At 41.8% G+C, this 15,022-nt stretch carries 13 protein-coding genes; 1 reads left to right on the top strand and 12 read right to left on the bottom strand.

From position 1 onward, the window contains the following. Positions 1–61: 61 nt before the first annotated feature. A complete protein-coding gene (locus AHMF7605_RS20800) occupies positions 62–352 on the top strand; it encodes an RNA-binding protein (protein WP_106931945.1) in 291 nt (96 codons plus the stop codon). A gap of 7 nt (positions 353–359) precedes the next feature. Here the strand turns inward: AHMF7605_RS20800 and AHMF7605_RS31145 are convergent, their stop codons facing one another. From AHMF7605_RS31145 to AHMF7605_RS20745, 12 genes are all read right to left on the bottom strand, one after another. After that, positions 360–668, bottom strand: a complete 309-nt coding sequence (locus tag AHMF7605_RS31145) for a tyrosine-type recombinase/integrase (RefSeq protein ID WP_106931944.1) — start codon at positions 666–668, stop codon at positions 360–362. Positions 669–695: 27 nt separating this feature from the next. Beyond that, a complete protein-coding gene (locus tag AHMF7605_RS20790; protein WP_106931943.1) occupies positions 696–1,595 on the bottom strand; it encodes a phage integrase SAM-like domain-containing protein in 900 nt (299 codons plus the stop codon). A 485-nt stretch (positions 1,596–2,080) separates the two neighbouring features. After that, positions 2,081–2,233 carry a hypothetical protein gene (locus tag AHMF7605_RS29855; protein WP_158267571.1) on the bottom strand — a complete coding sequence of 51 codons (153 nt, stop codon included), beginning with the start codon at positions 2,231–2,233 and terminating at the stop codon, positions 2,081–2,083. Positions 2,234–2,333: 100 nt separating this feature from the next. Then, entirely contained in the window at positions 2,334–4,031 is a 1,698-nt protein-coding gene (locus AHMF7605_RS20785) for a sodium:solute symporter family transporter (protein ID WP_106931942.1), read from the bottom strand. 306 nt (positions 4,032–4,337) lie between these two features. Next, positions 4,338–5,843, bottom strand: coding sequence for an L-arabinose isomerase (gene araA, locus AHMF7605_RS20780; RefSeq protein ID WP_106931941.1), 1,506 nt, complete (start codon positions 5,841–5,843; stop codon positions 4,338–4,340). 161 nt (positions 5,844–6,004) lie between these two features. Then, the gene (locus tag AHMF7605_RS20775) at positions 6,005–6,703 is read right to left on the bottom strand and encodes an L-ribulose-5-phosphate 4-epimerase (RefSeq protein WP_106931940.1); all 699 of its coding nucleotides are present in this window, start codon (positions 6,701–6,703) and stop codon (positions 6,005–6,007) included. Positions 6,704–6,811: 108 nt separating this feature from the next. Beyond that, a complete protein-coding gene (locus tag AHMF7605_RS20770) occupies positions 6,812–8,605 on the bottom strand; it encodes a ribulokinase (RefSeq protein ID WP_106931939.1) in 1,794 nt (597 codons plus the stop codon). A gap of 98 nt (positions 8,606–8,703) precedes the next feature. Next, positions 8,704–8,928 (bottom strand): hypothetical protein, encoded by a 225-nt coding sequence (locus tag AHMF7605_RS20765; RefSeq protein ID WP_106931938.1) that lies wholly within the window; start codon positions 8,926–8,928, stop codon positions 8,704–8,706. A gap of 233 nt (positions 8,929–9,161) precedes the next feature. Next, positions 9,162–9,869 (bottom strand): NUDIX hydrolase, encoded by a 708-nt coding sequence (locus AHMF7605_RS20760; RefSeq protein ID WP_106931937.1) that lies wholly within the window; start codon positions 9,867–9,869, stop codon positions 9,162–9,164. A gap of 181 nt (positions 9,870–10,050) precedes the next feature. Next, entirely contained in the window at positions 10,051–11,256 is a 1,206-nt protein-coding gene (locus AHMF7605_RS20755) for an aldose epimerase family protein (RefSeq protein ID WP_106931936.1), read from the bottom strand. A gap of 88 nt (positions 11,257–11,344) precedes the next feature. Continuing rightward, entirely contained in the window at positions 11,345–12,361 is a 1,017-nt protein-coding gene (locus tag AHMF7605_RS20750) for an arabinan endo-1,5-alpha-L-arabinosidase (RefSeq protein WP_233219204.1), read from the bottom strand. 431 nt (positions 12,362–12,792) lie between these two features. Next, positions 12,793–14,760, bottom strand: a complete 1,968-nt coding sequence (locus AHMF7605_RS20745; RefSeq protein ID WP_106931934.1) for a glycoside hydrolase family 127 protein — start codon at positions 14,758–14,760, stop codon at positions 12,793–12,795. Positions 14,761–15,022 lie beyond the last annotated feature (262 nt).

Raw genomic sequence — 15,022 nt, 5'->3', positions numbered from 1 at the left:
TTTGATTTTAGGCAATATATTTGCAATTCTTAATATAAAAACTGATAAACCAATTTTTATAATGAATCTAGAAAATCCCAGTCAATTAGCTTTCAGAAAAACAGTTGTAAGACTATTAGCAGCTAATTTATTCGTATTAATTGTAACGTGCTTCATTAGCTTCATGAGTTTGAAGGAAGCTAATAGGGCAGCCTCCAATGCAAATGGGGCTAAAATTATGTCAGCTCAATTAAAGTATCGCTTAATTAAGAAAGGAGTAATTGAGAAGAAAGACGATATGAGTACTGATGAAGCAATTAAAGAAATATTATTCTTAACAGAAGAACACCAACATCGGGTTTCAAACTATTAAAAGTTTATTATTTGCGTTTATTCCATGCACTATTAGATTCTTCCTTTAAGTACTCATCTGCCAATTTTACATACCTCTGGAAATTTTTATCTTTTTTATGTCCAGTAATTTTTTTTACTATAGATTCATTCAATCCAAAAATAAGAGAATTAGTAGTAAACGTTTTTCTTGCAGTATGAGAGGTAATAAGCTCGTATTTAGGAACGGTTTTCTCAATTGATTTTCCTCCAGAGTAGGAAGTAACTGTTATTAATTCATTTATTCCAGCAAGTTGACAAGCTTCTTTTATATAAGAGTTAAATTTCTGAGCGGATATTAAAGGGAGTGGATTAGGGTAATCCTGCTATTTGTTCAGGATCGCTAAAGCAAAATCATTTAAAGGTATTTTTTGAAATTGCCTTGTTTTAACTATAGTTTTCTGGATTTCTCCATTTTTAATATGTTCTCTTCCTAAATCGAATAAATCGGAGAACCTTAAACCGGTAAAGCAACCAAAGCAATAAACGTCTCTAACCTGGTCAAGTCTTTTACTATTAAATTCGGACTCATAAAGCTGAAATAGTTCTTTTTCGTAAAGGCAAATAATATCTCCTTCACGTTCAATAGTTGAAAATTTCTTATAAGCTTGGTTTTCGTTATACCCTCTATCAGCAGCCCATCCTAAAAATGCTTTTAACCTATTAATTAAGGTAGAAAAGTAGTTATCCTTTACTTGCTTTTCCTTAAAGGCATACGCCCGTAATTTATCGAACCAGTCAAGGGATATAGTATCGAACCGGATTGGAAGGTTTGAATCATTCTGAAAGCCCTTCAGAAAGTTAACGGTAGTAACATAGCCCATTATAGTTCTTTTGGCTTTAAGGGGCTTGTTCGCCTCAATGAACTCCTCAAAACAAGTAAAAAAATCCTTAGCCTTTGGTTGTGCGCTAAACTTGTTGTTTAGCTGGCTTTCTACATATTCTTTGGTTAATGGTATGCCATTTAGTAAAGCATGATTAAAGATGTCTTGTACCTTCTTCTCCGTACTATCTAGGATAGTATTAAATTCAGCGTGATTATTATAAGATTCACCTTTTAATGGTGGTTTTATCCTTTGGGTCTTTTCTGCCCAGTATTTTTCCTTAAGCTTCGCCTTCGTTGCTTTCCGTATCCGAATGCCATTAAAATTTAAAACCATCCAAACCGGGATAAGACCTTTAGAGTCTTTCTTCTGGTGGTTAAGGGTAAAGTTAATACTTGCCATAGTTGGGGAAGAGGTTATTAAAGGTTAAAAAAAAGACCACCTGCACTATTTTGATGAAAGGTAAGTATTGTGTAATTGGTTTTAAAAAATCAAAATAGGTGGCAGATTTGGTGTCATTTTTATTATTAAAAATGACTTAAGCTCACTGAAGTGAGCTTAAGAACCCCTCAAATATGGCTTAAATGCATGAAATTTAAAAGGATTCAAATAGATTAAAGAAGTATGGCAGTCCCGCCCCTGGTACACTGAGAAGCCCCTTTTAAGGGGCTTTTTATTTTTAAGAAATTTTTATGGTCGCACATTGATCGCACAATTATTGAAAGCTGTCCTAGCGAGTAGAACAATCAATTTCCGCTTAAAACTGAATATCCATGTGTAGCTAGACTGATTCCAATATTGTCCTTTTTGATATCAGGCAGTTGCGATAAAATGTTGTAGCTGTCCTTTTTATTGGCGAAAACTTTCTTATAACGAAGATTGGTTAATTATCTTGAATGCCATAATACTTTTGAGCCTTTTTTTTGAGCCTTTTTATAAGTCAGTTCGCCTTTTTCTACCTGCGGCACTACCTGCAACTTAAAGGCAAGGCTGTAATCGCGCTGACTGCGCCGAATAAATTTCTTTTTATCTTTTTTCATAATAAGTCAACTGGGGTATCAACTTATTCTAGGACGGGACACTTTAATTAAAAAAAGCGAGCCCGTTAGCCCGCTTTTTTCTAAAATTTCACTTTATTTCTTACCAGAAACGCACGTACAGAGCGGTAATGAGCAACATGGTAATAACAATTAAAGCCAAAGTTGCATTAGAAACCCGGAACATGGTTTTATCCAGTACAAAAGCTTTCGGATTTATTTTAGGGCCAGCCAGACTAAGAGCAATCATGACAATCATAGTAAATAGAAAAGCAATGCCCATACAAATTTGGAAAGGAATTTCGTAGCCGCCTTTGCCATTGGGGTAAGCCGTATACAGGAAAGTTTCGTTACCAAACCAGGCCGGAGCATAATTATTAAAGATTACCGACAGAATAAAACCGGTTAATAAACCAGCTACGGCCGCTGTGCCAGTGGTACGTTTCCAGAACATACCCAGTAAAAACATGGCAAATACCCCTGGACTAATAAAACCGGTATATTTCTGAATAAAAGTAAAGCCACCTTCTCCGCCAATACCTAATAAATCGTTCCAGGTTAAGAAGATAGAAAATAGCATAGCCCCTATAATGGTGATTTTACCTATCCGGATTAAGTTTTTTTCGTCGGAATTTGGGTTGATATACTTTTTGTAAATATCCAGGGTAAAAATGGTGGAGATACTATTGGCCTTACCCGCCAACGAAGCCACAATGGCCGCTGTAAGAGCAGCTAAAGACAAGCCTTTCATACCGGTAGGTAAAAAACCCAGAATAGCGGAGTAAGCATTATCCGCGTTAAAAACACCTCCGGGAGCCATTTCTTCCTGCAAAGAACCATTTTTATACAGCACGTAAGCCGCAATACCTGGCAGCATTACAATTACGGGCATCATTAATTTCATTAAACCGGCAAATAAAATACCGGTACGGGCTGTTTCCAGGTTTGCGCCCAAAGCACGTTGGGTTATGTATTGGTTGCAGCCCCAGTAGTTTAGGTTTACAATCCAGATACCGGCGAAATACATCGCAATACCGGGTAACATCAAGTATTTGTTAATTTCGGCTTGCGGCGCATTCGGTCCGGGTCGGTCAATAATCATTCGAAAATGATCCGGCGAATCTCGGAGGAGGGCGTTAAAACCAGCAATAACATCGCTCCCTAAACCAAACTTTTCGCTCACCAGGGTTAAAGCGGTGTAAGTAGTTGCCAAACCGCCCAAGATTAATACCGTTACCTGAATGACATCGGTGTAGCCAATCACATTCATTCCGCCCAGAGTAATAATAATAGCAAAAATCGCTAAAGCAATCACAATCAAGTGGAAATTTGCTCCTCCCGCCAGGTTATTAATGGCTAGAGCCCCCAGGTATAAAATAGAGGTTAGGTTTACGAATACGTACAGAAAAAGCCAGAAAATAGCCATAATTAAGGCTACCGTAGTGTTGTAGCGGGTTTGCAAGAACTGAGGCATGGTAAAAATCCGGTTCTTAAGGTAAACCGGAATAAACCAAACGGCTACAATAATAAGCGCAATGGCCGCAATCCATTCGTAAGCAGCTACTGCCACGCCCACCACAAAACCGTTACCACTCATGCCAATAAATTGCTCCGCCGAAATGTTAGAAGCAATTAAAGAAGCGCCAATGGCCCACCAGGTCAGGGTTCCTTCGGCCAGAAAGTAATCTTTACTGTCGGCGTTTACGTTGCGGTCGCGCCGGTAAACCCAGTAGCCGTAGCTGGATACCACAATAAAGTAAACAATAAAAATAACGTAATCAATAGTAGCGAATTTGCTCATGCCGGATTATTTAGAATGGTAAGACAAAATAAAATTTCTTTCTATTAGCTTATTGCTTAATCGTTTATGTAAGATGAATGAATTTGCTTTTTTAATTAAACTGGAAAAGGCTTGTTATGAATGGCTACCGTTTCCACCCAAATGCTTTCATTTATGCCTTGAGCCTAAACTATTCGGCTCTATTTCATCATCTTAAATATAAAACAAAATCTGTCGGAGTATTTAAAAGCTTAAGAAAATAAAATTTTGAGGGTGTTTTTAAATAATGCAGGCAGTTGATAAGGAGCAACCGCCCGCATTAAAAAATTAAAATTTCTTATTTACCTGGTAGTACACTTCGCTCCAGCGCAGCTCGTTTCGTAATTGATTCAATTTGGTATCTTTATCAATCAGTACGCATTCAATACCGGCCATTTCGGCAAAGTCTTGCAGTATTTCAGAGCTTAAATTTTGACTATAGCAGGTATGGTGCGCTCCACCGGCCAAAATCCAGGCGGCACAACCGGTTTTCATATCCGGATAAGGTTTCCAAAGAACCCGGGCCACTGGTAGTTTTGGTAAATCGTACTGCGGCGCGATGGCTTCTACTTCGTTTACAATTAACCGGAAACGGTTCCCCATATCAATAACGGAGGCATTTAAAGCAGGGCCGCCGGCTACGTTAAATACTAATCGTACCGGGTCGGCTTTGCCTCCAATACCTAAGGGGTGCACTTCGCAGGAAGGTTTGCCCGTGGCAATGGACTCATCTACCTCCAGCATGTGCGAACCTAAAACCAAAGCATTATTCGGATCGAAATGATAAGTATAATCTTCCATAAAGGCATTACCTCCTGGTAGGCCGCTGCCCATTACTTTCATGGCCCGAACCAAAGCGGCCGTTTTCCAATCGCCTTCGCCGGCAAAACCGTAACCTTCAGCCATTAAACGCTGGGCCGCAATGCCCGGCAACTGCACCATGCCGTGTAAATCTTCGAAAGTATCGGAAAAGCCTTTGTAATTACCTTCCTCTAAAAAAGTACGTAACCCTATTTCAATTTTGGCCGCTTCCCATAACGAAGTATATTGGGTTCCTCCTTTTCGTAAAGCTTCGGTTAGGGTGTAACTTTCTTCGTATTCCTGAATAAGCTGTTCGATAGCCGAATCGCTAACCTCGTTAATTACTTTTACCAAATCGCCGATGCCGTGGGTATTTACCGAAAAACCAAACTGCATTTCTGCTTCAACTTTGTCGCCTTCGGTAACGGCTACATAGCGCATATTATCACCGAAACGCACGAATTTAGCGCCTTGCCAATCATACCAACCAGCCGCTGCCCGGCTCCAGCCACTTATCTGGTCTAAAACTTCCGGGTCTTGCCAGTGACCTACTACCACCTTGCGGTTAATGCGCATGCGCGATACCATAAAACCAAACTCCCGGTCGCCGTGGGCGCTTTGGTTCAGGTTCATGAAATTCATATCAATAGAATTCCACGGAATATCACGATTAAACTGCGTGTGCAGATGCAGCAAAGGTTTTTGTAATATCTTTAAGCCGGTAATCCACATTTTAGCCGGCGAAAAAGTATGCATCCAGGTAATAACGCCAATGCATTTTTCAGCTACGTTCGCTTCCTGGCAAATGCGGAATATTTCTTCGGTAGTTTTAACAGTAGGTTTAAAAACAACTCTAACCGGAACCTGCTCTGCCTGGTCTAAGGCTTTGGCTATTTGCTGCGAATGTTCCGCTACCTGATTTAAAGTTTCTTCGCCGTATAAATGCTGACTGCCGGTAATAAACCAGACCTCCAATTCTTTTAAGTTTATCATGTATTTTAGTCGATGGACCATAGACCATAGTCCATGGATGAGATTAAAAATTTAAAAATTCTTGTCAAGTTCGTTCTTGAGCTATCTAAAATAAACCGTTTTCAAAATTAGCTTCCAAATGCCTTTGTCTGTGGTCTATCGACCATGGACTATGGTCTAAATTACTGCCCGTAATAAGAATTTGGGCCGTGTTTGCGCTCGAAATGCTTTTTGATCAATGAATTTTGCAAGCGGGGGACGTCGGTTCGGATTTGCTCGGTTAAGTAAGCCATACGGGCTATTTCTTCGACAACGGCACTGTTGTAAACGGCTTTATCGGCGGTTTTGCCCCAGGTAAAGGGAGCGTGATTGCCCACCAGTACCATTTCTACTTCTTCGTAGCTCATGTTTTTCTCCTGCAGGTAATTCATTATCTGGAAACCAGTCTGATACTCATAATCCCCCTGAATCATTTCATCGCTCATGGGTGGGGCACACGGAATATCTACCGTATTATGGTCGGCATGGGTGGTGCCATAAATGGGAATATCGCGCTGTGCCTGGGCCCAAGCTGTAGCGTAGGTAGAATGCGTGTGTACAATGCCGCCGATTTTTTCCCAATGTTTGTACAACACCGCGTGGGTTTTGGTATCAGAAGAAGGTCGCAATTTTCCTTTTACAGTATTACCGTCAAAATCTACGATTACCATTTTTTCAGGAGTCAGGTCTTCATAGGGAACACCGCTGGGTTTAATGGCAAAAACACCCTGCTCGCGGTCGGCGGCACTTACGTTGCCAAAAGTGAATAATACTAATCCTAATTTAGGTAATTGCATATTGGCCCGATAGGCCTCTTCCTGAATGTGGGCGTAGGTACTCATGTAAGTAGTTGTTGGTTATTAGTTGTTCGTTGTTCGACTAATAAGATTAACGATCAGCTAATCATTATAAAAATATCCTTTAAACTAATTTCGTCGAAGTACTTAGTATTAATTATTATTGGTTGAGGCCGTTTCCAGAGCATCTTCTTTTTGCTTTTCCTCGTCGGTGTGTGGTTCCTGCGCCTTGGTGCCCGTTTCGGGTAAGTCCGATATTAAAGGTGATTTTACAGTACTCAGTTGGCCTTCAATGAAACCTCCTAGTTCGGTGTATTTTACGTAACGTTTGGCATATACTTTGGCTCGCTCCGCATCAGGGAAATACTCAGCGTCAAAACCTTGGCCCATAGCCGCCATGGCATCTTCTACGCGGGAGTAAATACCGGCAGCGGTAGCGGCAAACATGGCGGCGCCAATTGCGCAGGTTTGTTCCGATTTATGAATCCGGATGGGCATATTCATGACATCGGCCATCATTTGCATAATAAAAGGAGACTTCTTCGCTACCCCACCCAAGCCAATTAAACCTTTCACGGGTACGCCTTGTTCATTAAAGCGGTCTACAATTTTTTTAGCACCAAAACAAGTTGCCTCTACCAAGGCCCGGAATATGCGGGGAGCATCGCTGCCTAATCCTAAGCCAGATATGGCGCCTTTTAAAAGCTGGTTCGCATCCGGAGTGCGCCGGCCATTCAACCAGTCAATAGCGTATTCCAGGTTCTCAGATACCGGTAATTTATTTGCTTCCAGGCTAAGTTCCGGAATTATTCTAGCGGATATTTCTTCTAATAAGGCTTTGGCAGTTTCGGCATCAATTATCTGCGATTGAGAAAGCAAATGCTGCAACGGCCAGAGTAAAACTTTTTTAAACCAGGCATACGTATCCCCAAAAGCCGACTGACCGGCCTCCATACCCATCATTCCTGGAATAACGGAACCCGGAACCTGACCGCAAATACCGTTCACGAGTGTGTCTTTTACCTCATCTAAGGGTGCTACCAGCATATCGCAGGTAGAAGTACCCATTACTTTGCTCAGGTGGTAAGGCTCTACCTGGCCACCCACCGCGCCCATGTGTGCATCAAAAGCTCCTACTCCTACCACTACATCCGTAGAAAGTCCTAAACGTTCGGCCCATTCCGGGCTAAGGTTGCCGGCAGGCTTATCCGAAGAATAGGCATCCGTAAATAATCGGGAACGGAAATTTGCCAGCAAGGGGTCTAAGGAGGAGAAGAACTCTTCGGGTGGCAAACCATTAAATTCAACTGCCCATAACGATTTATGTCCGGCCGCGCACACACTGCGTTTCATCTGTTGCACTTCGGTACCTCCCGTTAGGAGAAAAGGCACCCAGTCGCAATGCTCAACCCAGGAATAGGTAGCGGCCCGTACTTGTTCATCGGTGCGTAATGTCCGAAGCAATTTGGCCCAGAACCACTCCGAGGAGTAAATTCCGCCTACGTATTGCAGGTAGTTGGTTTCGAACTTTTTAGCATGTTCGTTTATTTCGGCAGCTTCGTTTACGGAAGTATGGTCTTTCCAGAGCACAAACATGGCATGCGGATTTTCCTCAAAACCCGGCAATAAGGCCAGCGGAGTCCCCGATTTATCAACGGCTACCGGCGTGGAACCCGTCGTATCTACCGCAATACCCTTTACCGCGGCTGCCACTTCGGGACCGGCTTGCTCCAGACACGCTTTAATGGTATACTCCAAACCTTCGATATAATCCAATGGATGCTGCCGAAACTGGTTTTCGGCGGGAATACAATACAAGCCTTGTTGCCACCGCGGATACGGGTACACAGCAGCTGCTACTTCCTGACCGTTAAGCGCGTTCACAATTACAGAGCGTACCGAATCTGTTCCATAATCTACTCCAATTACATATACCTCTTTTTCCATAATAAATTAAAATGTCAAATTAACGCTTCTTACTTTTAGAAAAGAATATTCCGGTTCTTTTCGACTTATTTCGACGGATTATTTTTAAAGAAAACAGATTATTTACGGGTACTATCCTGCTTGGCGCTTTGGGCAGAATCTACCGGGTTTTCGGAAGCATTTGGAGTTCCGTATTCAGAATTTATTGGGTTAGTAGTACTCGAGTCATTTTCAGCCGTAGTTCCAGATTCAGCAGCAGCATTATTTGCCCCAGACTTTTCGTTGGAACAAGCAGATAACCAGGTACTTCCTATTAATCCAAATATCAAGAGTAATTTCTTCATAGCTTACCGAAATAGTGAATGTAAAATGTTATTGACCTTGTAAAAACTTACGGTTCTTTCCTAAACCTGTTTATTACTATTCGCAAAATTTATGGCAATGCTTTGCTGTTACTAGGCTTAATTCTTTGCTGAAGAGAAAGAAAATCGGAATTATAAATTAATGATGTTTTAAATTTACTGATTTAATTGTCTAAACAACACTTAAACAAAAAATTATTTTTAAAATTTATTTCTTATACCAGAAATTTATCCGGATTGGGAATAAACTTCAGGAAGGCTTGAAAGTTCTCCGAGTACTTTCTTTTATCCAGTTTATAATAAAAAGCACCTTTGCGGGAGTTTTCTTTGTCTTTTTCGTTTTGCTTTACCAGCAAACCGGTAGAAAGAATTTTCCGGCTAAAATTTCGTTTATCAAATTCGGTTTCGTATAGACCTTCGTACAGAGCCTGTAACTGTGGAATGGTAAATCTTTCGGGTAATAACTCAAATAAAACAGGGTGTAATGCGGCTTTGTACCGTAGTCTTTTTTTAGCCAACTCCACCATTTGTCCATGGTCGAAAATTAATTGCGGCATATCTTTTAATAAAAACCATTCGGCGTGGTACTCGTGGCTGATTTGCTTTTCGTATTTGTGAATATCAATTAAAGCAAAGTAAGCGACAGCAATTGTTCTTTCTACGGGGTCGCGGTCCGGTCCGCTGAAAGCTTGTAATTGTTCCAGGTAAACATCTTCTAAGCCGGTTAATTGCTTCAGTACGCGATTTGCGGCTACTTCTAAGGTTTCTTCCGGCTGAATAAATCCGCCCATTAAGCTCCATCTTTTTTTCTCCGGCGCAAAGCCCCGCTGAATCAGTAATAATTTAAAATCTGAACCATCAAAACCGAATATTATACAATCTACCGCGACTAATATCCGGGTCTGACCTATGTACTTAATCATGCAGCTTAAACTATATGGGAGGATGAATAAATTATCCTCCGTAGAAAATCAAATTTTTTACTTCTGTTCGGATTATTTCTGTTCGGAATTAGCACCTGCTTAGGAACATGCTGCGGCAGGTTCCTAAGCAGGTGCTAATTCCTATGCGCTACGTTTTTAGGTATAGCACTTAATTTTCTTACTACTGCTTCACCGAAAACTTATAAACCGAAGAAGTTTTATACGTTTGGCCGGGTGCTAACACTGTAGAAGGGAAATTACGCTGGTTAGGTGAATCGGGGAAGTGCTGGGTCTCGAGGCAAAAGGCCGAGCGGTATTCGTCTTTTTTGCCACCTTTAATTTGATTACTACCGGTCATAAAGTTACCGCTGTAAAACTGGATACCTGGCTCTTGGGTGGATACTTCCATGTATATACCGCTTTTATCACCCAGTACGGCGGCGGCAGGTTTTAACGTAGCGCTTCTTTGTGTAGCCAATACGTAATTATGGTCGTACCCTTTACCAAATTTTATTTGCTGATGCGTGTCGTTAATACGGTCACCAATAATAGTAGCTTTTTTAAAGTTAAGCGGTGTGCCGGCTAGAGCTTCTATTTTACCTGTAGGAATTAAAGTAGAATCAACGGGCGTGTACCGGTCGGCATTAATTTGTAATTGGTGGTCAAGGATGGTACCACTTCCTGCTCCGTTTAAGTTAAAGTAAGAATGATTAGTCAGGTTTAACACTGTCTTTTTATCCGTAGTAGCTTCGTAAGCAATTTTCAACTCGTTCGCGCTGCTCAGGGTATAAGTAACTTTAGAAGTTAAAGTGCCCGGATAGCCTTCTTCCCCATCTTTAGATACATAGGTTAAAACCAGGGTGCTGTCGTTGGTTTGGTTAGCATCCCATATTACCCGGGAAAAGCCTACTTTGCCGCCGTGTAAATGGTTTGGTCCATTGTTCGTTGCCAGCGTATACGTTTTACCGTCGAGGGTAAATTTGCCTTTGGCAATCCGGTTGCCGTACCGACCAATTAACGCCCCGAAATACGTGTCTGCACCTTCAGTAAAAGGCTGTAATTTATCGAAACCCACAATTACGTCGGTCATTTTACCAGCTTTATCCGGCACCAGCAAGCTTACTAAACGTCCTCCGTAATTCGTGATGGCAGCCTGTACGTTATTTTTGTTCTTCAGCACATATAAATCGGTTTTCTTTCCGGAAATGGTGTTCTGAAAATCAGCTTTAGCAGGCAAACTTACTTCCTGCGAAGCAGTAGCTGTAGAATCAGTCGCCTGGCTGTTAGTTGTTTCGGCGGATTGGTTTTTACTACCACTGTTACAGCCACCCAAGGCTAGTAAAAAAATTCCCAGAATAGAGAGAGGCAATCTTAGTTGAAAGTTCATTTTATCGTTTTGCGTATGAAGGTGAAAGATTTAAAGTTTAGGTTTATTATTTACTAATTTACTTATCGTTTTCATCAACTATTTCGGCCTATTTACCGCCAGCGTTACCAGATACTATTGGCCACTCTTGTTCATCCCAGGTTAAAAGCTCTATCCGCAATTTAGATTTACCTTTATCAGCGGCATCATACCCGTGAAAAATCAAGTAATCCTGATTATCAAAAGTGTAAGTAGCGCTGTGTCCAACGCCGTACCAGTTGTTATTGCCCGCCAGCACCAAAGTGCCGCCTCCCTGAACCATTGATTTACCCGCTTTATCCAGGTAAGGACCTTGCACGTCTTTAGCGCGGCCTACAATAATTTTATAGGTGCTGTTTACTCCTTTACAACAATAATCAATAGAAGCGAAAAGATAATAATATCCGTGCTTTTTAAATATAAAGGGCGCTTCAATGGCATTATCTCCCGCATCTGCCGGGCTGTTGGTGGTAGCTGGCAAATTGCTGGAAGCGGCTACCTCCGTTTTGCGGCTGGCAATAGTAGGCAAACTTTGAATGCTTTGAGCTAAACTTTTACGGTCTTTATTCAATTTCACCAGTTTCAAACCTTCCCAGAAAGAACCAAATGCCAAGTAAGGATTACCTGCTTTATCGGTAATTAAATTAGGGTCAATGGCATTCCAGTTAGTTTTTCCAGGTTCGGATTGAATTACTTTACCGTGATCTACCCATTTAAAATTTTTATCCATCGGGTTTAGAGTAGTATTTGTAGCAAGCCCGATAGCGGAAGTGTTTTTGCCGAAAGCTGAAACGGAATAATACAGGTAATAGGTGCCTTTGTGGTAGCTGATATCGGGTGCCCAGATATGGTTTTTAAAAGTTGGGATAGCTTGTACTGCCCATTCCGGAGCCGTTGAAAACACAAGTTCTTCGCGCTTCCATTGCTGCCTATCTTTCGATGACCAAACGGCTATTCCCCGGCCAGTAGCAAACAAGTAATACGTATCACCTTGCCTCATCATTACCGGGTCGTGTACCGGAATATTTTTCTGCAACTCCTGGCTTTGATTCGCTTCTGACTGTGGAGCCGTAACCTGGGCTTGCAAAAGCCCTAAGTTTAGGAAACACAGAAAAAAACTTAATACCAAGGCTATAAAACGCATCCTTATATTTACTAATGCTTTATTTGATTTAATCTTTGGCAAATGGAAAATCTTTAAAGCTAATATTTAATTTTTAATTACTGTTACGCTGAACATGGAGCAGTTTTTCCTTGAGAGGAAAGGCTTTTAAGTTACTTATTATTAAAATTGGCGCGAGCGTCCTCGCTCGTGTCTAACCATCTGATAGGCCTCTGGCCGGGCATAGTGCTAGACGTTCCATTAAAGCAACTAAGCTAAATCCCTACCGGCCAGAGGCCGGACGATAAACATCACGAGCGAAGACGCTCGCGACAGATAAAAATTCAACAACTCTACATTTCCAAATAAGGATAGAATAACTTTAGGATAAAACCTATTAATGAAGTTTCAGCTATTTAATTTTTACTATCCGGATCAGCCTTGGGCAACCATACTTTCATCTCATTCACTCCCCGGTTCGACCAAGCATAATAAGGAATAGCCACAAACTTTTTACCAGCTAACTGCCCCGAGATAACACTCACTCCTTGCAGCAAATCAGGCCTTCTCTCTACTTTTAAAGGTGCAATATTGGGTACTTTGATTCCTGTCAAGCTACCGTTGTTATCTATTGCTTCGGCACAATAAACCAAGGGTCCATATTCTAAAGCAACGTGGTTTTGATTTTCTTTTACCTGATTGCTGGTAATTACCTGACGGATGTTCATGGGAAGCATTACCTCCACTTTATCGCCTTTCTGCCATTGGCGGGCAATTACGGCGTAGCCTTGGTCGGGAGAAATATTTACCTTTTGCCCATTTACTTTTACGGTAACTTCGCCTTGCTTTTTATCGGCATACGCGTACAAATTACCCGGCGCAACTTCGTTGCGGGCCCAACCCGGAATTCTGATTTTTAAATTAAAATTAATTGCTTTTTCCGGGTTAACTGCTACGGTAATTTTACCTTGCCAAGGATATTCCGTTTGCTGAGCTACGGCAACATTGGTATTGTTGACTTTAACTTGGGCTTTATTTGCGGCAAATAAATTAATAAACAAATTATCGGCTTGGGTAGCGTAGATTAAGCTGGGCATAGCCGGCACGAACCGGACCAGATTAGTGGGGCAGCAAGAACTCTCAAACCAAGGCTGGCGGGTACAGGAACCAAAATTAAACGCGTATTTGCCATCCGATTCCAGCGGATTTGGGTAAAAGAACTTGTCGCCGGATAAAGAAATGCCGGATATTAAGCCGTTGTAAAGCGTACGTTCGATTATATCGTAGTATTTGCTATCACCAGTTAGTAAAAACAAACGGTGGTTAAAATACACATCACCGATTGCGGCACAGGTTTCCCCGTAAGCGGTTTTGTTAGGTAATTCGTAATTTTTCCCGAAAGCCTCTCCTTCGTGCAATGCTCCTATTCCTCCGGTAAGATACATTTTCTTGCTCACCATGTTTTCCCAAATGGTTTGCACTGCGTTTAAATAAGCTTTATTATCGTAGATAGCGGCTACATCGGTCATACCGGCGAATAGGTACACCGCCCGAACCGCATGGCCCACCGCTTCGGTTTGTTGAGTTACTGGTAAATGGTCTTGGCTGTAAGGTCCGTAGAGTTCCCGTCCGTTAGATTTTACGCCCCGCTGGTCCAGGAAAAATTTAGCAAGTTTTAAATAATCTTCTTTTCCGGTTATCCGGTACAATTTAACTAAACCCGTTTCGACAATCTGGTGCCCCGGCGGGATTTGTAATTTATCTGGTTCCGGACCGAAAGTTTTAACGAGTAAATCGGCATTTCGGAGGGCTATTTCTAAAAAGTTGCGCTTACCCGTGGCGATATAATGCGTAGCCGCGGCCTCGTACAAATGACCGGCATTATACAACTCATGGCTCATGGCCTCGCTTTTCCACCGTGGACCTGGTTTTACCCAAGGAGCCGGCGGATGATTCTGGTCAATAGTATGCCAGGTGGTAAGGTAACCATCGGGTTGCTGGCCTACTTTTATAATGGCAATAACTGAATCCAGGTAGGCATCCAGTTTTTTATTTGGAGCACTGATTAAAGAATTGGAAGCACCTTCAATTAATTTATAAACATCGGTATCATCAAAAGGCATTTTACCCCGGGTTTTACCGGTCATTTTACCACCCGCAATCAGGAAGTTCTCTAACCGGCCTTCTTCCTCACATTTCTTAAAACCAAACTGGATGGTAGTATTTTGTACCGTTTTGATTTTGGGTAGCCAGAAATTGTCGGTTAACTCTACTTTGTTTATTTCGACTGCCGAAATCGGGTAATCTTTGTAAGCGGAATTTTGAGCCAAGCTTGGTCCAGATAACACCACCACAAAAGGCAAAAATTTAAATAATGATTTCATTTTCGTTTTGACACTTTAATCGGCTTCTCTCCATGCATCCTAGAAGAGGTATTGCTAAAATCAACTGTTTATCTTTGGAGCCGATTCCCGTCTCCAAGCTACGGTGCTATCTAGTTTGACAAGTCCGTGTTTGCCTCCTGGCCGGCGGGCCTCGTCGGGACACACGGGTGGTCTAAGCTTCCTTTCCTCGACTCCGTCTGTGGAATGTCTCCTGCGTCGACACCGGAACCTTAGAAGGCCCTCGTTGCCCCGACTGCTGTCT

The sequence above is a fragment of the Adhaeribacter arboris genome (genome assembly GCF_003023845.1).
GTDB classification, from domain to species: Bacteria; Bacteroidota; Bacteroidia; order Cytophagales; family Hymenobacteraceae; genus Adhaeribacter; species Adhaeribacter arboris.
This window is presented reverse-complemented; position numbering and strand designations above follow the sequence as displayed.